The following is a 20,145-nucleotide window of genomic DNA, read 5'->3' as shown; positions in this document are numbered from 1 at the left end:
GAGTCAAGGTATAATCCTTGCCTTAGTTCAGCTTTGAACTTTTATGATGCTTTGAGTTTAAACAAAAGCAATATTTCCCACAAAGATAGTGCTTGAGCACTAGCAGGCAATGCCTGTTTTCCCCTGTAAGGAACTTTATAATATGAAACAACGTTCAGTGGAACTTCTCGCACCGGCGGGGACGTTCAAAAATTTACAATATGCCTATGCTTATGGTGCTGATGCCGTATATGCAGGTTTACCCCGTTATAGTCTGCGGGTACGGAATAATGATTTCCGTAATACGGAGCGGGTCAAGATGGGGATTGATTATGCCCATGAGTTAGGAAAGAAATTCTTTCTAGCAGTGAATACAATGCCTCATGGCGGTAAACTCAAGACTTTCGTAGATGATATGTCGCCGGTATTAGCGCTCAAACCTGATGCGCTTATTATGTCAGATCCAGGACTTATTATGATGGTGCGCGAGCGTTTCCCGGATCAAGATATACATCTCTCGGTACAGGCGAATGCGGTGAATAGCGCTACTGTGCAATTTTGGCAGAAACAAGGATTGACGCGGGTGATTCTCTCTCGGGAATTATCTCTGAATGAGATTGAGGAGATTCGTAATGAGTGTCCGGATATGGAGTTAGAGGTCTTTGTGCATGGTGCGCTCTGTATCGCTTATTCTGGTCGCTGCTTGCTATCGGGTTACTTCAATCATCGAGATGCGAATCAAGGGACCTGTACCAATGCTTGTCGTTGGAATTATGGCTTAACGGATGGTATAGAAACACCGGAAGGGGAACTAGTACCGGTGGGAACAGATATGCAGAAGATCTACCGCGAAGAGAGTCAACACCCTAATATCGGGGTGAATCCTGTGACCTTTATCCAAGATGCGATGAATGAGGTGGCTTATACGGATCTCTCTACAGGGAAAGCCTATACACCGCATCCTGAAGCAGTTAAACCTTATCTAATTCAAGAGAATGGTCAGCGTAAAGGCGAATGGATGGAGATCAGTGAAGATGAGCATGGGACTTATATCATGAACTCTCGAGATCTGCGGGCGATCCAGCATGTACAAAAGCTTATTGAGATCGGTGTGGACTCTCTGAAAATCGAAGGCCGTACCAAATCCCCTTACTATGTCGCACGAACCACGCAACTCTATCGCCAAGCGATTGATGATGCTCTAGCGGGCCGAGAATTCAATCCTGAGCTCTATGGGAAGCTCGATGGTTTGGCGAATCGGGGTTATACCGAAGGCTTCTTACAACGTCATGCACCCCATGCTTATCAGAATTACCTGACCGGCAATTCTATTCACTCTCGTCAACAATATGTGGCGGAAGTATTGGAATATGATGCCGAAACAGGTCTATCGAAACTACAGGCTAAAAATCGTTTCTCAACCGGGGATCGATTAGAAGTGATTCATCAACATGGCAATCGCGATATTGTGATTGGTCAAATGACGACAGAGAAAGGAGAAGTGATCGATTCTGCTAAAGGATCAGCCTACGTTGTCTGGGCAGATATTGGCCCCTCCGATGAGATGACGATGCTTGCCCGTTATCTCGATAATGATGAGAATGTGGATTAGTTTTTAAGGAAGTACCTTGATAGATTCGTTATTTAAAATTGACGAAAGAAAACACTTAATTGCACTTGTGATTAAGTGTTTTTTGTATGTGTCATGGATTTTGAAAAATAAATTATAGTATAGTGAGATCGGTTCAAAATAAGCTTATTAAAATGCCGGCGCATCAGTTGTAACAAGTAAGGAAGCTGTTCTATCCGGCATCCTGCAAGTATTGTTTAATAAGGTTTTATATTCTTTTTAAAATCCGATACTGACAGTTAAAAAATATTTTTCTTAAACCAAATTGGCTATATTGTTTGGGGGATTTTATTGTCAGGATAATTATTGTCAGGACAATCAATAGTCAGGATCTTAGATTGCACTCATTAATTGGGAGATCTCTTCGGTGGCCTTTAATAGTGCTGGTACGACTTCAGCGATGAAAGTATCACGATCGGCATAACTAGTAGCAGGGCAACTAATAGAGAGAACATACTGTGTCTGATGAGTGACTCTATTTTTAATGGGAGCCGCACAGGCGATCATATCGGGTTTGAAGTTTTTCCAGCTAATGAGGTAGGGGGCTTGTCGAGCGACTTCAATTTTGGGCAATAATTCAGCGATAGAGGTTGCTGTAGAGTCGGAATAACGTGTCCATGCTTTGAGCGATTTAAAACGTTGTTGGATCTCTTCATTGCTTAAGGGTGCTAAAAGTAACTGACCGATGACCGTCGCATAGGCAGGCCATCGAGTTCCTACGCGAATATTAGAAGTAAAGGCCCCTAAGGCTTGAATATTATTGAGATAAACAATTTCGGTATGGTCGAGCATAGAGAGATGAACCGCCGCTTTAGTCTGATCCCGCAAATTCTGCATAATAGTTGTGACTTGTTGTGGGATATTCATCGATTCAATAGCGCTATAACCAAGTTGTAAAACCTTTACATTGAGTTTATAAGTTTTATGCGCTGTTTTTAGAAGATATCCACAATGTTCTAATGTTTGGACTAATCGAAAGGCGCTAGAGCGATTAATCTCTAAAATTTTGGCAATATCCCCTAAGCTCATCTCATTCTGTTCTATGGTAAAACTCTCTAATATTTTTAAGCCACGTATTAGGCCGGGGACAAGATACTTATCGCTCTGTTCTACTTCATTCATACAAAACCTCTCGCAATAGATAACACCTATTTTCTAGACAAAAATTTTAAAATCTTGATGAGGAATGAAGAATAACCTTGACAAGATTCTTTTATTAATCGTATTCTGACATCATTGTTTTATAAAGTAAACGATGTTTTATATACAAAACAAAAAATATAAGAAAAATAGTTGCGATAATAGCAACAATCAATCATAAAAAATAAAAAGCGTATCAGCGCATCATAATGATAAAGAGTCTAGAAGGCTCATACAGATTCAAAACCACTTAATAGAAATACTTAAATAAAAATACTTAAATAAAATACCGAAGTTAAAAAAAGGTATAAGGAGGAGAAGTATGAATTGGGTTGCCGTATGTCAGGTGAGTGAAGTCGATGAATATATGCCAAAATCGGTAGATCTTGGTGAGACTAAAATTGGAATATTTCAGGTGGCAGATCACTATTTTGCTATCGAGAATATTTGTCCCCACGCTTATGCGCTATTAACAGAGGGTTTTGTGGAAGATGGTACAGTTGAGTGTCCCTTACACGAAGCGATCTTTAATATTCAAACAGGTCAATTACAGAGTGGCCCAGGTTGTCGCAATCTATTAACGTATCCCGTAAAAGTGGAAGAGGGAATGATTAAGGTCTCTCTAGAATCGGCATAATTCATAATTATCTTTATTCTGATTTGAATGCCATAGAAGCTACAGAGGCTATAGAAGGATTCGCGATAGCGGAATCAATATAGATATAAATATCAAGGTATAAACCGATAGATTAAATAATGGAGTATACAACTCCTATTGATCTACTCTGCTTAGCAATGTAACGAATAATATCAATGTGTTGAGTTATTGGAAGATAACTCACTATAGGTTTTGCTACGCCGAAACTTAATAGGGTTCTGTTAGCCCAAGAAAATCAAAGTAAACCAAAGGAGAAAACAAGATGGCAAATTATAACGAGAAGCTCAGAACTTGGCTGGAAAATCGCCCCAATCCTGATGCTGGTATCAATAATATCCAGATGCCTGGCGATGTGAAACATGTGATTTGGCAAAATCGTGCTCATGAACCCTCAGCCTATGAGATGGCGCTTGTAGAGAATCTTATTACCGCTTTCTCTAGCGGTGCAACCACCTTATCAGAAGTGGTGACTGCATTAAATACCCAAGGAATGTTACTAGAGAGCGGTGAGCCGTTTACAGAAGCACTGTTTCAGGCTGAGATGGCACGATTAGGTTACTAAGAATTGTAGGATTGGAGGAGAATCATTATGACAACAAGAACATTTAAAGATGCGCAAGAATATTTGAACTTTGGTTTACGGAATTTATGGCATCCGGTGCTTGCGAGTTGGGAAGTAGGCACTAGCCCGGTAGGCATTACTCGATTAGGAGAGAATATCGTTGTATGGCGTGATGAGGAAGGAAAAGTACATGCTTTAGAGGATCGCTGCCCACATCGAGGAGCGAGGCTCTCTTTAGGATGGAACTTAGGAAATCGCGTAGCCTGTTGGTATCACGGCGTTGAGGTGCGTTTTGATGGTGTAGTAGAAGATGTACCGGCTGTGGCAAATTGTCCTATGACTGGTGCAACTTGTGTTAAATCCTATCATGTACAAGAGGCGCATGGGGCGATTTTTCTTTGGTTCGGTGTGGGTGAGGAAGCGCCTGTAGAACTCCAATTTCCTGAGCAGTTGTCCAGTGATGAATGGAGTGATTTTCTCTGTATTGCAGATTGGAAAGTCAATTATCAATATGCCGTTGATAATGTCATGGATCCAATGCATGGCACTTATCTTCACTCGGTTTCTCACTCAATGTCTGAAGGAGATCGTCAGGCGGAGATGAGTTTAAAAGTGACTAAAACAGGTTTTATTTTTGAAAAAGATGGTCAATCAGGGGTGAATTTTGATTGGGTAGAATATGCGGAAACTGGAGGTGCTTGGTTACGACTCTCTATCCCCTATCAAGCAAAATTTGGGCCTGGCGGTAGCTTCTGGATTATCGGATTTGCAACTCCGATTGATGAGCATAACACGCGCGTTTTCTTCTGGCGTTGTCGTAAAGTTTCTGGTTGGGAGAGAGATACTTGGCGCTTTATGTATCGTAACTATTTAGAAGGGTTGCACTGGGATGTCCTTGAACAGGATCGAATTATCCTAGAATTATTAGCCCCTAATGCGAGAGAGCATGAATTTCTCTATCAGCATGATGTGGGGATTACTCGTCTTCGTCGGACTTTTAAGCGCGCGGCAGAACAGCAATTTAAAGCCTATGAAGCCTATCAAGCAAGTCAAGCCAATGTAGATGTTGTAGGCGCAACCATTCACGTTAATGAATAACTCGGGGGATTTATGACAGCCTTATTTGCAGGAAGAACTCTCTTAACGGGAAAGTATATTGTCATTACCGGTGCGGCACGAGGCTTGGGATATGATTTTGCGCGTGCGGCTTTAGACGCCGGCGCAACCGTTTTAATGGTTGATATTTTAGGAGATCTGCTAACAGAACGGGCAGCTGATTTTCAAGCCGAAGGATTCCCAGCAATCGCCTTAAAGGCCGATCTTAGTCTCCCTGATGAGATTGCTGCTGTAGCCGCAAAAGTAGCACAGGAATGGCCACATCTCGATGGTCTCATTAACTGTGCTGCCTTAGCTACCGGTGTAGGGGGTGTTGATATGATGGGATATGATCCTGATCTTTGGGATCGTGTGATGACAATTAATGTTAAAGGGACTTGGCTGATGTCACAAGCTCTAGTGCCTTATCTTAAGCAATCAGGTCAAGGGCGTATTGTGAATATTGCCTCAGATACGGCCCTGTGGGGAGCGCCTCGATTAATGGCTTATACCGCAAGTAAGGGCGCGATTTTAGCGATGACCAGATCAATGGCGCGAGAATTGGGACCCTTTAATATTACCGTGAATAGTCTCTCTCCTGGTTTAACTTTGGTCGAAGCAACGGAATATGTGCCGGCAGAGCGCCACTCGCTCTATGTCAATGGCCGTGCGATTTCGCGGGAGCAATTACCGGAAGATGTCAGCGGTACCGCACTCTATCTTTTATCAGATCTAGCGGCTTTTGTTACGGGACAGAATATTCCCGTTAATGGTGGTTTTGTCTTTAATTAAAGATTAATGGGGAATTGAATATGTTAAATGGAATCAAAACATTGAAGTTTGGTGTGGAAGATATGGCTCGTTCGAGGCAATATCTTGAAGATTTTGGCTTAACTGCGGTTGAGAGCGATATAGCGGATACGGCGAAATATACTTTAAGTAATGGCAGCGCGCTCTATATCTTTGCGCTCGATGATCCTCGTTTACCGCCTGCTTTTGAACCAGGCTCAACTTTAAGGGAGATTACCTGGGCGGTGAATCGTCCTCAAGATATGATTCATTTGGCCGAGGTGCTTAAAGAGGAGCCCGGTTATCGTTATGAGAATGATGTCGTTGAGTGCCAAGATCCCAATGGAATGACGCTCCGTTTTGAGGTCGCCATTTTAAAAGCGGATCTAGAAGAAACGAGCCTACCCTTAAATCAATTTGGCCGTATAGCACGTATTAATGCGCCAAGCCCTGTCTATAAAAAAGCTAATCCCGTGGCTATTGGCCATGTGGTCTTCTTTACGCCCGATCTAGCGAAAACAGAGCGGTTTTATGCTGAAAAGCTAGGGTTTTATCTCTCCGATGCTTATCGTGATCGCGGTGCATTTATGCGTTGTGCCGCTGAGGGCTGGCATCATGATCTGTTCTTACTGAAGTTACCTCATCGTGAAACCACAGGGTTAAATCATGTGGCTTTTGTAGTACGGGATATTCATGAAGTGATTGGCGGTGGGTTGAATATGAATCGTTTGAAATGGGATTCCTTTATTGGCCCTGGCCGTCATCCTGTCTCATCCGCATACTTCTGGTATGTTCATTCTCCATTAGGGGGCGCTTTTGAGTATTACACGAATGATGACTATGTGACACCCGCTTGGACACCTCGGGTTTACGATTATGCGTTAGAACTCTTTACAGAGTGGGCTATAGAAGGTGGATTAGACCACGATACAAGACGTCAGGTGAAAAAATCATAATCTCTTAAATACTCATCGTAGTAGATCAATCAATAAAGAGATCAATCAATAAAGAGATCAATCAAGATGAATAGAGCAGAAAGTTAAAGGAGTATGTATGGAGAAGGTTGTCATTATAGGAGGTGGTCAGGCGAGTGCTTGGGCGGCTTATACATTAAGAGAAGAGGGGTTTACCGGTGAGATCGCCGTGATCTCAGATGAATCCTTACTCTTTTATGAAAGGCCACCGTTATCGAAACAGGTATTAGTGGGTGAAATGTCACATCAAGATTTGCACTTTTTCCCTACAGAAAAAATCGCATCGCTCGATTTAACGCTCTATATCTCGATACGGGCAACAGAGATTAATCGGGATCAGAAAGTGGTCAAATTAACGGATGGAACTATACTCTCTTATGACAAGTTACTGATTGCGACAGGCAGTCAAGCGCGAGTGCCTATCGAGGCTTGGCGTACTCTGCCTAATCTCTTTACACTTCGTACTGTTGAAGATAGCTTAGCGCTACAAAAAGCCTTACCAAAGATCAAAACGCTTGCCATTATTGGAGGGGGTTGGATTGGCTTAGAGATTGCGGCTTCTCTGCGTAAACAGGGCTGTGTGGTCACAATTTTAGAGTTAGGAGAACGTCTTTGTGCTCGCTCTGTTTCGGTAGAGGTTTCCGATTTTATGGAAACGGTACATCGTGAAGAGGGGGTTGAGCTCTGCTTTGAGTGTGGTTCACTCGATATTATTGAGGAGGATCAGCAGTTAATGATTCTCCAAGATGGTCAGAAGTGGCGTGGGTTCGATGCGGTAATTGTTGGGGCAGGGGCGCATATTAATAAGGAGCTAGCGGTAGCTGCAGGGCTTGAAACAAGGGATGGCATTGTAGTGGATCATTATTGTCAAACCTCTGATCCTGATATCTATGCGGCAGGCGATGTGGCGATTCATCCTGATTTGGGATTTTGTATTCAATCGTGGGCGAATGCACAGCATCAAGGAGTTACGGCGGCTAAAGCCATGTTAGGTGAGGGCGCAGTGAAGTATCAAGAGACTCCTTGGCTCTGGTCAGATCAATATGATTGCAATATTCAGATTTTGGGTACGCCTGTAGGATTAGAGCAGACAACAGTAATTGTGCGTGATTCTGCACCAAGGCAGAAGAGTTATTTCTACTTAAATGCCGATGGGACTTTGCACTACTTAGTTTCGGTGAATGATGCAAGAGTTGTTCAAATTGCCAAACGTTGGTTAAAAGCCGGAAGAGAACTAGAGGCTTCAGAAATAGCCGATCCACATTTTAATGTGATGACCTTACGTTAGTCGAAGGTGCTGTTAATACGTGTTTTATCCTCCCTCTTTAATAATAAAGAGGGCGCAAAACTCAACGACTCAAGAACTCATAAGAGAGAGGGTAAAGTAGGTTCTATCTCCACTCATACAATCGACCTCAATACGTTATAAAACGAAATAATAAAACAATAAAACAATAAAACAATAATAAAAATTTATTCCCATAAATCACATATTAATCATCAGACTCAATGAATCGATAAATCGATAGATAGAAGAGACAAAATAGAAGATCGATGCTTATTGGCAACGATGAGTTGAGGCTACTAGGAGGAAATTTATGAACGAAGCACTCGCTGCAAGGTTGCCATTTGTGCCTAAAAACCTATTACAGCATTGGACACCGGCAACGGTTTTGATGATCTGTGTTGTGTTAGCTTTCTTTGACAAGATCAGTATTGCCGTACTCTTTTCTGACCCCGTGTTCCAAGAAGCAATGGGCGTTGCGGAGAATAAGAGTCGATTAGGTTGGCTGATGACAAGCTTTCTACTCTCTTATGGTTTCTCTTCGGTATTTCTAAGTTTTTTAGGGGATATTTTTAGCCCGAAGAAGTTAATCTTCTGGTCTGTATTGAGTTGGGGAGTCTTAATGCTGATTATGGGATTTACAACCACTTATGAGGGGATGCTCATTAATCGTATTCTCTTAGGGATTGCCGAAGGACCGCTTTTTGCCCTCTGTTACAGCATCGTCAAGCTCTGCTATAGCGACAAGGAACAGGCGCGAGCCTCCACAATGTTTATTTTAGGAACCCCGATTGGCGCAGCTTTAGGATTTCCTATTACCGCTTATGTTTTAGGTAATTATGATTGGCATACCACATTTTATGTGATGGGCGCATTAACCTTACTAGCCACAGTGTTAGTGCATTATGGTTTACGTAATGTCATTGTATCAGGGCGTAAAAAGATTGTTAAAACGGCCCATAGTGCGAACCTCAAGCAGCTACTTCGTAATGGCCCTTTCTGGTTAGTCTGCATCTTTAATATTGCGCTTATGACCTATCTGTGGGGGCTTAATAGTTGGATTCCTACCTATTTAATGGAAGCAAAAGGTTTCAATCTCAAGGAGTTTGGTAGTTTGTCAATGATTCCTTTTATAGGAATGCTTATTGGCGAGATCGGTGGCGCACTCTATTCGGATCGTTTTTCAGTACGACGAGCACCACAAGTCTTTATTGGGCTACTCGGAGCAGGCATCGCGATGTACTTGATGGTCATTGTGACAAGTAATGCCTTAGTCATCACAATGATGACTATTAGCTCATTGATGTGGGGTGTCTCTGTCTCGGCGGTCTTTGCGCTCTTATCTAAAGTGAGTGATCGTGATGTGGCAACCACTGCCGGAGGAATTTTTAACGGCTTAGCGAATTTTACCAGCGCTATTGTTCCGGTATTGATTGCTTATATTGTCATATTTTCGGGAAGTTTTAATACCGGCATCCTCTTCTTAGCAGGCGTTGCGGTGGTTGGATCTTTGATCTTACTTCCTTTATTAAGACGCTATTAAAGTTGTATTCAACAAATAATATTCAACAAATAATATTCAGCGAGTCTTATAGAACAGCGATAGAAGAGAGTATTTCGGTATTTCGATATTGATAGATTAATAGACTGATTCATTTACCGGCTGATACAGACTTCGCTGCATTGTAGCTACACCCCATTATTATCTATCCCAAAGGGGATCTATTACACAAAGGAGAATCAATATGTCTAGAGAATTTGCAACTTGGAATCGTCCAGAAGGAAAGAGTTTAGAAGAGTGGATGAATACACGTATTGCACGCCTTGAGGATCGAAAATATGATTTTGATGCCCTCAAGTTTCAAGCGGATTATGATCCTAAATATCGCCGTGCTCAGATGCGCTATATGGGAACAGGAGCAACAGGTGTTGCGGCAGATAGTAATACTGTTCCGGCGGAAAATTTTACCTTTTCGACAATGGTATTACCTGCCCAATGTGAGGGGCCATTACATCTACACGATGATGTTGAAGAGGTTTTCTTTCTTTTAAGAGGTTCTATTGAACTCTTTTTAGAGGATAAAGGGGAGAAATACTCGGTGATTTTAAAAGAACGTGACCTCATCTCTATTCCACCAGGGATCTATCGTGGACTCTATAACTATACTCAGGAGGATGCCTTAATGTGTGTGATGTTAGGTACCTCAAAGCCTCAAATTCCTACCTATCCTGAAGAGCATCCGCTCTCTAAAGTGAAGCGGAATTAGAGTAGAAACTGTATTGAAAAATAGAAATAGTATGAGAGTCGTAGTGACTCTGATCATTAAGATAGAGGGGCTTAAGGCGATGTGAAAAGTACTTAAGCCCTGATCAGAGAGGAAGAGAAATGAGCGAAATTCAATATCAATATGCCCCGAAAAGTGGCATTGAATATTTAGAAAAAAAGGGGAATGGCCCGGTAATGATTCTGCTTCATGGGATTAGTTCGGGTGCTTACTCTTGGGTTAAGCAGCTACAAGATCCGACAATCGATGCATATTTGATTGCTTGGAATGCACCCGGTTATGGCAAGAGTAAACCTTTAACTGAAGAAGCTTCTTTAGCAGTTGAGTATGCAGATCGACTTGCCTTATTTATCGAAGAGCTAGGGGGTTCACAATTGATCTTAGTAGGGCATTCGTTAGGTGCAATGATGGCGGCATCTTTTGCTGCAAAATACCCTCACTATCTCACTCGTTTAGTCTTGATCTCCCCGGCGCAGGGGTATGCTAAGGAGAGTGCATCGGTGAAGGAAGAGGTCTATCAGCGCCGACCTCAATTATTAGAACGGCTTGGTGGATTAGGGATGGCAGAGGAGCGGGGGCCTTATCTATTAGGGAATGCCTCGCCGGAGAATATGGCCATTGTGCGACAAGTGTCTGAACGATTAACTATGCAAGGCTTTACGCAGGCCTCCTATCTCTTAGCTTATGATTCTATTGATGATGCTTTAGTAGACATTCAATCAACGCTTCCCATTGATCTCTATTTTGGTGCGCAAGATGGCATTACTCCACCTGAGGGAATGGCTGAATTAGCCGCTCGGCATCCTCAGTTGCATTTAATCAAGGTTACGAATGCCGGACACCTTGCTTATATCGATCAACCGGCTTTTTTTAAAGCAACCTTATTTAAGAATGAGGCTGTATAGAAATAGAAGATTTTGTAATAGAGCAAATATCAACGAAATATCAACGAAATATTAAAGAAATATCAAAGTACGAAAATAATGAATGATGATCAGGCAGACAGTAATGATCATCAGCAAAATGGCGAAATAAGTGAATAGATTCATTGTAATGCACAATTAGAATAATGGAATATTGGGGAGATTGAGGATGGATTTTGGAATAGAGGGACGGGTTGCAATTGTCACAGGTGGGTCATCAGGTATCGGATTAGAAACTGTAAAGTTACTCCTTAAAGGGGGCGCTAAAGTAGCTTGGTGTGGACGTAATGAAGCGCGTTTAGCGGATTCATTGAGGGGCATTCAAGAGGCATTCCCGGAGATATTGCCGGAGAATATGTTGCCACTCATTGCCGATGTACTAGAGCGGGATTCTATTGAGAAGATGATTCAAACAGTGGTTGCCCAATTTGGCGGGATTGATTTTCTCATTAACAATGCAGGGCAGGGAAAGGTCGCTTCTTTTGAGGAGACGAAAGATGAAGAGTGGTTGAGTGAGGTAACATTAAAATATTTTGGGGTTCTTAATCCGACCAAAGCGGCTCTCCCTTATTTAGAGGCTTCAACGGTTGCTTCAATTACGAATGTTAACTCGCTGTTAGCGTTGAAACCTGAACGACATATGATCGCAACCTCTGCAGCGAGAGCGGGATTACTCAATTTAAGTAAGACGCTTTCTCAAGAATTTGCCCAACGTGGTGTTAATGGTATCCGCGTTAATTCAATTTTAATTGGAATGGTGGAATCAGGTCAGTGGCAACGCCGTTATGAAAATCGTTCTGATCGCTCTAAAAGTTGGGAGAAGTGGATTGCCGATGTGGCTCAAGAGCGCGGTATTCCTTTAGGACGCTTGGGTAAGCCGGAAGAAGCGGCGAGAGCTTTACTCTTTTTAGCATCTCCTATGGCATCTTATACAACAGGTTCTGTAGTAGATGTCTCAGGTGGGTTTAGCCGAGAGATTTAATTATAGATTTCATTATAAATTGAGTAGGTCAGTATTAAGGGTAAAGATCGATAGCGGAGGGGAGAGAATGAAAAAAATCGTGATGATTGGTTATGGTGCAATGGCGCAGGCAGTGATGCCACTATTGCCGGAAGCAGTGAAAGTGGGTTGGTTAGTGGTAATGCCTGAAGATGTAGCTAAGATTCAAACTATTGTGGGGGATGAGATTCAAGTAGTAAGCTCTGTTGCAGAGATTATAGGGAACCCCGATTGTGCAGTAGAGATGGCCGGGCAATTGGGCTTAAAGGCGCATATTTTTGATCTAATAGCGGCAGGCATTGATGTCGGCGTTATCTCGGTAGGTACATTTGCTGATACTGATTTTCAGGAGGCTGTGACCCGTGCTGCTAAAGCAAAAGGTGTGAAAGTGGCTATATTATCTGGCGCAATTGCTGGAATTGATGGGTTAGCTTCAGCGAAATTAGCGGGGCTAGATAGTGTGCTCTATCAGGGTAGAAAGAATCCACGTAGCTGGAAAGGGAGTTATGCGGAGGAGCTAATCGATCTAGATCAATTAATAGAAGCGACGACTTTTTTCAGAGGGAGCGCTCGAGAGGCTGCTGCGCGTTTTCCCGCTAATGCCAATGTCGCCGCAACACTTGCCCTTGCCGGTATAGGAATGGATCAGACAGCGGTAGAGCTTATTGCAGACCCCGAAATGAAGCGTAATCAGCATAAAATTATAGCGCAGGGAACCTTTGGAGAAATGGAGATAACGATGATGGGGGTCCCCTTAGCCGATAATCCTAAAACATCGATGTTAGCGGCTTTAAGTGTCGCGCGTTTCTGTCGACAGTTAGATGAGGCCTTATGGGTTTAGATAATCTTAGACCAATATTAGATCAATATTAGACAGATATTAAAAAAGTCTAAAGTAAAAATTTACAGTAAAAACTTTAATTAAAAAAACTAGGGTAGAAATCTAGACTACAAATCTAGATTGAAAACTTAGATGAGAGATAAATCGGACATTTCGATTCACGGCGTAGATTCGAGATAGAGGCTAGAGAAAAATGAAAGAGATATTTATAGCAGGTGAGTGGAGAATGGGGCGTGGGGAACCTTCAAAGAGTTTTTTCCCCGCGGATATGAGTTTGAATGCTGAGTTTTCAACCGCTTCTTTAGAAGATGTGGCGGAGGCGATAGAAGTGGCAGATCGCGCGTGGAGAGATTCTTCTTGGCGAGATCTATTACCGACTGAAAGAGCGAAGGTGCTTTTTCGATTTGCAGATATCTTAGAGCGAGATCGAGAAGCGCTGGCTCAATTACAGATGAGAGATAATGGTAAACCCCTCTATGAAACCCGAGGGTTAGTGGCGAGTGCTATTGCTACTACGCGCTATGTCGCTTCCACATTAGAGACAATGGACAATGAGCTGACAAATCAGCGGATGCACGATGCGATCACTTTAAGTCTCTATGAGCCATTAGGCGTGATTGCAGCGATTACCCCTTGGAATTCGCCGATTGCCTCTGAAGTTCAGAAGCTGGTTCCTGCATTAGCAGGGGGTAATGCAGTCATTTTAAAACCTGCAGAAGCGACCTCTCTGATTGCGCTAGAGTTAGCTAAGCGTTTGGAAGAAGCGGGATTACCCAAAGGGATATTAAGCGTTCTACCCGGGCGAGGTTCGGTAGTAGGAAATGCGATTGTTAATCATCCATTGGTGAAGAAGATCTCTTTTACCGGGGGAACCAATACCGGAAGGGCTTTAGCGCATATTGCTGCAGAGCGTCTTATTACGACTTCTTTAGAGCTCGGGGGAAAATCTCCCACAATTGTATTGGATGATGCAAATATAGAGTTAGCGGTAAATGGTGTGATCTACGGCATCTTTAGCTCCGTGGGGCAAGCTTGTATCGCTGGTTCCCGTCTCTTTGTTCATCGTTCGCTCTATAATGTTTTTTTGGCCAAATTGATTGAGAAAACGGCGGCTTTGCGTGTCGGGCATCCTGAAGATCCGGCGACCCAAGTAGGACCTGTGATCAGTGAACAACATTTAGCCAATATTGATCGCTATGTACAACAAGCAGTTGCGGAAGGAGGGAAAATCGAGATAGGGGGAAAACGACTATTAGCCGGAGAATTAGCGAAGGGAAGTTATTATGCGCCTACGATTATTACAGGTCTAAGTAATCGTGACTCTGTCTGTCAAGAGGAGATCTTTGGTCCTGTATTAGTGGTACTTCCTTTCGAAGATGAGGCCTCTTTAATTGCTGAAGCTAATGACTCTATTTATGGTCTCTCAGCGGGGATTTGGACCGAGAATTATCGTCGCGCTTGGCAACTTGCCCGTCGCTTAGAAGCAGGAACTATTTGGATTAATACTTATAAAAAATTCTCAATCTCAACCCCGTTTGGCGGCTATAAAGAGAGTGGTATTGGGCGAGAAAAAGGGCGATTAGGGATTCTCTCTTATATGCAACAAAAGAGTATCTTTTTAAGTCTCGATGATACTCCAAATCCTTGGTGTGATTAATAAGAGAAATAGGATCAGCCATAAGAGAATGGATATAAGCAGGTAGTAAACAGGCTACAGTTAGCAGGCTACAGCAATAAGATAACAACAATAAGACGATAACAATAAGACTATGGCAATAAGTGTACAGCCTAAATGTAAGACATTAGTTATCTAAGAATAAGAGATGATCTGATCATCAGTTTTGCAGGAGAAGAATATGAAAGTAACGGTGGGAGAAGCGATTGCACGTCTGTTAGAGATGCATGGCGTTGAGGATGTTTATGGAGTGATCTCGATTCATAATTTACCGATTGCCGATGCAATTGGTCGTAGAGAGAAGATCCACTTTGTCTGTTCTCGTGGGGAGTCGGGATGCTTGACGATGGCAGATGCACATGCTCGCTTTAAAGGATTAGGGGTGGCTATTACAAGTACCGGTGCAGGCGCGGGGAATGCGGTAGGATCTTTAATTGAAGCGTATAATGCGGCAAGTCCAGTATTACATCTAACGGGGCAAGTGGAGCGGGAGTATCTAGATAGAGATGCCTCTTTTATTCATGAAGCGAAAGATCAATTAACCTTTTTAAAAGCATCTAGTAAAGCTGCTTATCGTATTATGAGTCCTGATAACGCGATAGGAATTATTCGAGAAGCCATTCGTGTTGCACAAACTATTCCAATGGGCCCTGTCAGTGTTGAGATTCCAATTGATGTGCAAGCGGCTGAAATAGAACTTCCAAAAGAACTCTATCCTGTAGGGGCGCTACAGATGCCAATGTTAGATCAAGTGGCATTAGATCAGCTAGTTGAGGCTTTAAAAGGGGCAAAACGGCCAATTTTATGGATTGGTGGTGGCTGTTTAGGTGCTGAGGATGAGGTAAAGGCCTTGGCAGATCTTGGGATTCCTGTCCTTTCATCAACTCACGCTAGAGGAGTATTACCAGATTATCATCCTCGTAGCTTAGGCGCTTTTCATAACTCTCAAAAGGTAGAGGAACTATTGAAATCTGCGGATATCGCTTTAGTGGTGGGTTCTCGTTTAAGAAGTAATGAGACGAAGACCTATAGCGTTCAATTTCCTGAAAAATTGATTCAGATTGATGCCAACCCTATTGCTCAACAGCGAAACTATAAGGTAGATCATTTTATCTGTGCAGATGCCAAAGCCTCTTTAGCCTATCTTGCGACCGCTTTAGCAGATCACACCTTTATTGATCCGCGCTATGATCAAGCTATTAAAGAAGCAAAAGAAGCCGCGATGGCTGCTTTAATAGAGCAGTTAGGACCTTATGCAGAGATCTGTTTTGCATTGCGAGATGCCTTGCCTGAGAATGGTATTTTAGTGCGAGATATTACAATGTCCGGTAGTACTTGGGGAAGTCGACTTTTCCCTGTGCAAGCACCGCTTAGAAATATTCACTCCCTTGCCGGAGCTATTGGGCTTGGTTTAGCACATGGTATTGGATCTGCTATTGCTAATCGAGATAAGAAGATTGTCTCTTTAGTGGGCGATGGGGGGTTAATGCTCGGAATTGGTGAGATAGCCACTATGGTGCAAGAGAACCTTAATATGGTGCTATTAGTGATGAACGATCAAGGCTATGGTGTAATGCGAGGGATTCAGAATAACTACTTTGGTGGGCGACAATATTATAATGAGCTTCATACGCCAAGTTATCAAAAATTAGGAGAATCAATGGGATGCGTCAGCTTTTTAGCAAGCTCTGTTGAGGAGTTTCGCAAAGTGATTGCAGAAGCGGTGGCAATTGAAGGACCTACCGTCGTTGAGGTGGATATGACGGCGATCGGCCCCCTAAACTTTGCAGGTCCCCCGCAAAAGAAATTGTATTAAGTGATCGGATTAAGTGATCGAGATATTACACGATAGGTCGTTGATGGCCTCCAACGAGATTGGGAAAAGATCGGAAAGAGATCATTGAAGAAATAGAATATTTTTTTAAAACGTTTAGCTCAGAGTGGATGAACTAGACGTTTTTTATTCCCCGATAGTATTATTTGCATCGGATTTTGCTCGTTGATTTTAACCTAATACTTTGAATATTAAGATTCAGCTTATTTGTCTTATTCGTCTCTAGCTGTTAAACCTCACTCTTTCTGCTTGAATATCTTGATTTTGTTTTACAATCATAAAGTTATAATAATATTGAGGTTCAATAGAAATTGAATATATAGTAAATGGGGTTTAAGAAAAATGATTTTAAACAACACTTGCAAGATGCCGGATAGAATGGCTTCTTTACTTATTACAGCCCATGCGCCGGCGTAAGCTTATTTTGAACCGACATTGCTATAGATTCAATATAGGTGGAAATAGAGGCTGAATCTAGTTTTGAAAGGCCTAGTTAGCGATTTATAGATAAGAGATAAAAGGAGTCAAAATGATGCGAGATATTCAAAATACCCCAAAGAAACGATATCGTTTGGGGGCTCTATTCGTTGTGAGCCTGTTATTGAGTTCAGGGGCTTTTGCACAAACACCAGGATTAAAAGATGAAGTAGCGACAGATATTAAGCAATTGATTCTCAATAGTAAGAGTATCTTGAGCGGTATCCAGGAGGGTTTAAGTGAGGGCGGTACGGAGAGCGATCTCTCGAATACGCTTTTAACTGTTAATGATCAAACTACTTTTGCCGAACACCTCACGCTCTCTATTATCAAAGGGAAAGCACTTTCCGGTCATCGATATGAGTTACGGGTTGCTATTAAAAATAGTGCGGATCAACCTGTAAGATTGATGAACTTAGATGATGCACAAAATTTAATATTGATCGATCGAGATGGATTTGCGTCTCATCTTGCGACTGATGTCGGTAGCGACAATCAACAGAGTGCCATTACGATTCCCGCAGATGCGGGGTTACGAGTCACTTGGACTTTTGCTGAAGTGGAGGAGAAGCCGGCTTCACTACGGATATATGGTTTAACTTTTCCCATTGAGAAGTAGCTACAATTATCCCATACGATGGTAGATCTTCGGCATTGATCTATTGATAATCCGCTAAAAACTCCCTCTCAACGTCTAGCACACTGCTAGGCGTTTTTTTATTACTATTCCATTATTTTCCCCCATAAAACCTTACTACGCACCGCTTGCAAGATGCTGGATAGAACAGCGTTCTGACTTCTTACAACCGATGCGCCGGCATTTAAATAAGGCTTATTTTGTATCGATCTTACTCATTGAGTTCAGCGTAATGTGTGGATTATTGCGCTTTATCGCTCTTCTTTTTGTAAATAATTGTATATTGTCTTATATCTCTTTAATATATGACGATATTCAATAAGATCGATGCAATATAGATCTCATCACGAAGTTTAGAGCAAGGAGTTTAAGATGATTCGTTGTGTACGTATGTGGACAGGTGAAGATGGTAATTCTCACTTTGAAGAGGGTTCCTTGGTGATGAAACCAGGAGAGCGAGAAGATGAGATTGGTGCGCCGATTCCGGTGATGAGCCTCTCTTTTCGGGAGACAGAAGAGGGCGGTGCTTTTGCTTGGCATACCGATCCAGTTCCCCGTTTTGTGATTACGCTTTCAGGAACCTTAGAGTTTACCGTAGCTAGTGGCGATTCTTTTATTATTCGTCCTGGGGATATTCTATTGGCTGAGGATAATCTAGGTTCAGGTCATCGCTGGCGCTTGATCGATCAATCTCCTTGGCGTCGGGCTTATGTAGTCTTTGATCCCGATGCTGATCTCACTTTTAGAGCGCAATCAGGTGCGCATAAATCGATCCAAATTACTCACAATGCCAAGGAGGTTTAAGATGTCTCTATCAGTTCAAGAACGAGTGGATGTTGTCTTAATTGGTGCCGGGATTATGAGCACGACCCTAGGGACTTTCCTCAGTCAATTAGATCCGAGTTTAAAAATTGCTCTCTTTGAGCGACTCAATGATTGTGCCGAGGAGAGCTCAGCCTCTTGGAATAATGCAGGGACAGGGCACGCAGCGAATTGTGAGATGAACTATACGCCCCCCTTACCAGATGGCACTGTAGATCTAGCGGAAGCTTTGAAGGTCAATACAGAATTTGATCTCTCTCGGCAATTTTGGAGTTATCTGGTTACCGAAGGGGTGATTCCGCAGCCACAAGATTTTATTCACGCTTGCCCACATATGAGCTTTGTTCAAGGGAAAGAGAATATCGCCTATCTTAAACAACGTTATCGGCAGATGTCGGCACATCACTGTTATGAAGGGATGGAGTATAGCGAAGATGGGCATCAAATTGCCGAGTGGACGCCATTAATGACCGCCGGTCGTGATCCTAATGAAGCCATTGCAATGACGAGAATGGATACGGGAACTGACGTGGATTATGGCGCATTGACGCATCTTTTGATGGGGAATTTAACTAAATCCGCGAATGTTGCAACCCATTATGAAGTGGAAGTGATCGATCTGAAGCGAGAGGCAAAAGGTTGGCGCGTGACACTACAAGATATGGTGACACGTGAAACAACGGCAATATCCGCCAAATTTGTCTTTATTGGCGCCGGCGGCCGGGCGATTGAGTTGCTTCAAAAATCGGGTATTCCTGAGGGGAAAGGCTATGGGGGATTCCCTGTCAGTGGTATTTGGCTTCGCTGTGATGATCCTGAGATTGTTGCGGCGCATCAAGCAAAAGTATATGGCAAGGCGGCAACGGGATCTCCGCCGATGTCTGTTCCTCATTTAGATCATCGAGTGATTGGGGGAAAATCTTCGTTACTGTTTGGGCCCTATGCCGGGTTTTCCACAAAGTTCTTAAAGAAAGGCTCTTATGGTGATCTCTTTGAATCGATTAAACCGGGGAATATTTTACCAATCTTAGCGGTCGCCAAGGATAATTGGAATTTAGCAGAATATCTTGTAGGGCAGGTTCTACAGACATCGCATCATCAATTTGCCGCCTTACAAGCTTTCTATCCTCAGGCAGATAAGAAGTTATGGCGGGAAGTGGTCGCTGGACAGCGAGTGCAGATTATTAAACCTGATAGTGAAAAAGAGGGCATTTTAGAGTTCGGTACTGAGTTGGTGATGAGTCAAGATCATTCATTAGTAGCGCTACTTGGGGCTTCACCCGGTGCTTCAACGGCTGTCGCTATTACCCTTAATCTATTAAAAACCGCTTTTAGCGATGAAATTGCTAATGGTTGGCGTACGAAACTAGAGCAGATGATCCCCACTTTTGGCATTGATCTTATTCAAGATGCTGATGCGTGCCGAACAATTCGCGCTAAAACGGCGGAGATATTAAAAATTAACGCTTAATTGGGTATGGAATTTACGATTTTATATCTCTTTTTATATTCTTTTTTATATAATCTCGGGCATAATGC

18 protein-coding genes are annotated in these 20,145 nt (G+C 42.7%); 17 read left to right on the top strand and 1 reads right to left on the bottom strand.

Annotated elements, in window-relative coordinates; genetic code table 11:
* The first annotated feature begins 142 nt into the window (after positions 1-142).
* Positions 143-1,591, top strand: a complete 1,449-nt coding sequence (gene trhP, locus DC083_RS02265) for a prephenate-dependent tRNA uridine(34) hydroxylase TrhP (RefSeq protein ID WP_109188630.1) — start codon at positions 143-145, stop codon at positions 1,589-1,591.
* A gap of 351 nt (positions 1,592-1,942) precedes the next feature.
* Here trhP and DC083_RS02260 read toward each other — a convergent pair whose 3' ends face one another.
* A complete protein-coding gene (locus DC083_RS02260) occupies positions 1,943-2,731 on the bottom strand; it encodes an IclR family transcriptional regulator (protein ID WP_109188629.1) in 789 nt (262 codons plus the stop codon).
* Positions 2,732-3,071: 340 nt separating this feature from the next.
* Between DC083_RS02260 and nirD the strand changes: the two genes are divergently transcribed.
* The 16 genes from nirD (at position 3,072) to mqo (ending at position 20,077) form a co-directional block, all read left to right on the top strand.
* Entirely contained in the window at positions 3,072-3,386 is a 315-nt protein-coding gene (gene nirD / locus DC083_RS02255) for a nitrite reductase small subunit NirD (RefSeq protein WP_109188628.1), read from the top strand.
* Positions 3,387-3,669: 283 nt separating this feature from the next.
* Complete coding sequence (locus DC083_RS02250; protein WP_109188627.1) at positions 3,670-3,969, top strand: recombinase-like helix-turn-helix domain-containing protein; 300 nt, start codon at positions 3,670-3,672, stop codon at positions 3,967-3,969.
* A gap of 27 nt (positions 3,970-3,996) precedes the next feature.
* Positions 3,997-5,067: an aromatic ring-hydroxylating oxygenase subunit alpha gene (locus tag DC083_RS02245; RefSeq protein WP_109188626.1), complete on the top strand. Its 1,071-nt coding sequence runs from the start codon at positions 3,997-3,999 to the stop codon at positions 5,065-5,067.
* Between the two features lie 12 nt (positions 5,068-5,079).
* Complete coding sequence (locus DC083_RS02240; protein WP_109188625.1) at positions 5,080-5,856, top strand: SDR family oxidoreductase; 777 nt, start codon at positions 5,080-5,082, stop codon at positions 5,854-5,856.
* Positions 5,857-5,876: 20 nt separating this feature from the next.
* Positions 5,877-6,809, top strand: a complete 933-nt coding sequence (locus tag DC083_RS02235; RefSeq protein WP_109188624.1) for a VOC family protein — start codon at positions 5,877-5,879, stop codon at positions 6,807-6,809.
* Positions 6,810-6,906: 97 nt separating this feature from the next.
* Positions 6,907-8,115, top strand: a complete 1,209-nt coding sequence (locus DC083_RS02230; protein ID WP_109188623.1) for an NAD(P)/FAD-dependent oxidoreductase — start codon at positions 6,907-6,909, stop codon at positions 8,113-8,115.
* Positions 8,116-8,425: 310 nt separating this feature from the next.
* Positions 8,426-9,655 (top strand): MFS transporter, encoded by a 1,230-nt coding sequence (locus DC083_RS02225; protein WP_109188622.1) that lies wholly within the window; start codon positions 8,426-8,428, stop codon positions 9,653-9,655.
* Positions 9,656-9,857: 202 nt separating this feature from the next.
* The gene (locus tag DC083_RS02220) at positions 9,858-10,379 is read left to right on the top strand and encodes a cupin domain-containing protein (RefSeq protein ID WP_109188621.1); all 522 of its coding nucleotides are present in this window, start codon (positions 9,858-9,860) and stop codon (positions 10,377-10,379) included.
* A gap of 119 nt (positions 10,380-10,498) precedes the next feature.
* Positions 10,499-11,302, top strand: a complete 804-nt coding sequence (locus DC083_RS02215) for an alpha/beta fold hydrolase (RefSeq protein ID WP_109188620.1) — start codon at positions 10,499-10,501, stop codon at positions 11,300-11,302.
* 187 nt (positions 11,303-11,489) lie between these two features.
* Positions 11,490-12,302 (top strand): SDR family oxidoreductase, encoded by an 813-nt coding sequence (locus DC083_RS02210; RefSeq protein WP_109188619.1) that lies wholly within the window; start codon positions 11,490-11,492, stop codon positions 12,300-12,302.
* Positions 12,303-12,369: 67 nt separating this feature from the next.
* Positions 12,370-13,161: an aspartate dehydrogenase gene (locus DC083_RS02205; protein WP_109188618.1), complete on the top strand. Its 792-nt coding sequence runs from the start codon at positions 12,370-12,372 to the stop codon at positions 13,159-13,161.
* 193 nt (positions 13,162-13,354) lie between these two features.
* Positions 13,355-14,818 (top strand): aldehyde dehydrogenase, encoded by a 1,464-nt coding sequence (locus tag DC083_RS02200; RefSeq protein ID WP_109188617.1) that lies wholly within the window; start codon positions 13,355-13,357, stop codon positions 14,816-14,818.
* Positions 14,819-15,017: 199 nt separating this feature from the next.
* Complete coding sequence (locus DC083_RS02195; protein WP_109188616.1) at positions 15,018-16,652, top strand: thiamine pyrophosphate-binding protein; 1,635 nt, start codon at positions 15,018-15,020, stop codon at positions 16,650-16,652.
* 547 nt (positions 16,653-17,199) lie between these two features.
* Positions 17,200-17,766, top strand: coding sequence for a hypothetical protein (locus DC083_RS02190; protein ID WP_109188615.1), 567 nt, complete (start codon positions 17,200-17,202; stop codon positions 17,764-17,766).
* 390 nt (positions 17,767-18,156) lie between these two features.
* Positions 18,157-18,588, top strand: a complete 432-nt coding sequence (locus DC083_RS02185) for a cupin domain-containing protein (RefSeq protein ID WP_109188614.1) — start codon at positions 18,157-18,159, stop codon at positions 18,586-18,588.
* A gap of 1 nt (position 18,589) precedes the next feature.
* Positions 18,590-20,077, top strand: coding sequence for a malate dehydrogenase (quinone) (gene mqo, locus DC083_RS02180; protein ID WP_109188613.1), 1,488 nt, complete (start codon positions 18,590-18,592; stop codon positions 20,075-20,077).
* The last annotated feature ends 68 nt before the right edge of the window (positions 20,078-20,145 follow it).

It is taken from the genome of Ignatzschineria ureiclastica, assembly GCF_003121845.1.
GTDB classification, from domain to species: Bacteria; Pseudomonadota; Gammaproteobacteria; order Cardiobacteriales; family Wohlfahrtiimonadaceae; genus Ignatzschineria; species Ignatzschineria ureiclastica.
Note: the sequence above shows the minus strand (reverse complement) of the source record. Positions and strands in the feature narration are given on the sequence as shown.

What these genes read in the sequence shown, in the direction of transcription:
- trhP (WP_109188630.1), top strand. Translation starts at nt 143, where the DNA reads ATGAAACAACGTTCAGTGGAACTTCTCGCACCGGCGGGGACGTTCAAA.
- DC083_RS02260 (WP_109188629.1), bottom strand. Translation starts at nt 2,731, where the DNA reads ATGAATGAAGTAGAACAGAGCGATAAGTATCTTGTCCCCGGCCTAATA.
- nirD (WP_109188628.1), top strand. Translation starts at nt 3,072, where the DNA reads ATGAATTGGGTTGCCGTATGTCAGGTGAGTGAAGTCGATGAATATATG.
- DC083_RS02250 (WP_109188627.1), top strand. Translation starts at nt 3,670, where the DNA reads ATGGCAAATTATAACGAGAAGCTCAGAACTTGGCTGGAAAATCGCCCC.
- DC083_RS02245 (WP_109188626.1), top strand. Translation starts at nt 3,997, where the DNA reads ATGACAACAAGAACATTTAAAGATGCGCAAGAATATTTGAACTTTGGT.
- DC083_RS02240 (WP_109188625.1), top strand. Translation starts at nt 5,080, where the DNA reads ATGACAGCCTTATTTGCAGGAAGAACTCTCTTAACGGGAAAGTATATT.
- DC083_RS02235 (WP_109188624.1), top strand. Translation starts at nt 5,877, where the DNA reads ATGTTAAATGGAATCAAAACATTGAAGTTTGGTGTGGAAGATATGGCT.
- DC083_RS02230 (WP_109188623.1), top strand. Translation starts at nt 6,907, where the DNA reads ATGGAGAAGGTTGTCATTATAGGAGGTGGTCAGGCGAGTGCTTGGGCG.
- DC083_RS02225 (WP_109188622.1), top strand. Translation starts at nt 8,426, where the DNA reads ATGAACGAAGCACTCGCTGCAAGGTTGCCATTTGTGCCTAAAAACCTA.
- DC083_RS02220 (WP_109188621.1), top strand. Translation starts at nt 9,858, where the DNA reads ATGTCTAGAGAATTTGCAACTTGGAATCGTCCAGAAGGAAAGAGTTTA.
- DC083_RS02215 (WP_109188620.1), top strand. Translation starts at nt 10,499, where the DNA reads ATGAGCGAAATTCAATATCAATATGCCCCGAAAAGTGGCATTGAATAT.
- DC083_RS02210 (WP_109188619.1), top strand. Translation starts at nt 11,490, where the DNA reads ATGGATTTTGGAATAGAGGGACGGGTTGCAATTGTCACAGGTGGGTCA.
- DC083_RS02205 (WP_109188618.1), top strand. Translation starts at nt 12,370, where the DNA reads ATGAAAAAAATCGTGATGATTGGTTATGGTGCAATGGCGCAGGCAGTG.
- DC083_RS02200 (WP_109188617.1), top strand. Translation starts at nt 13,355, where the DNA reads ATGAAAGAGATATTTATAGCAGGTGAGTGGAGAATGGGGCGTGGGGAA.
- DC083_RS02195 (WP_109188616.1), top strand. Translation starts at nt 15,018, where the DNA reads ATGAAAGTAACGGTGGGAGAAGCGATTGCACGTCTGTTAGAGATGCAT.
- DC083_RS02190 (WP_109188615.1), top strand. Translation starts at nt 17,200, where the DNA reads ATGATGCGAGATATTCAAAATACCCCAAAGAAACGATATCGTTTGGGG.
- DC083_RS02185 (WP_109188614.1), top strand. Translation starts at nt 18,157, where the DNA reads ATGATTCGTTGTGTACGTATGTGGACAGGTGAAGATGGTAATTCTCAC.
- mqo (WP_109188613.1), top strand. Translation starts at nt 18,590, where the DNA reads ATGTCTCTATCAGTTCAAGAACGAGTGGATGTTGTCTTAATTGGTGCC.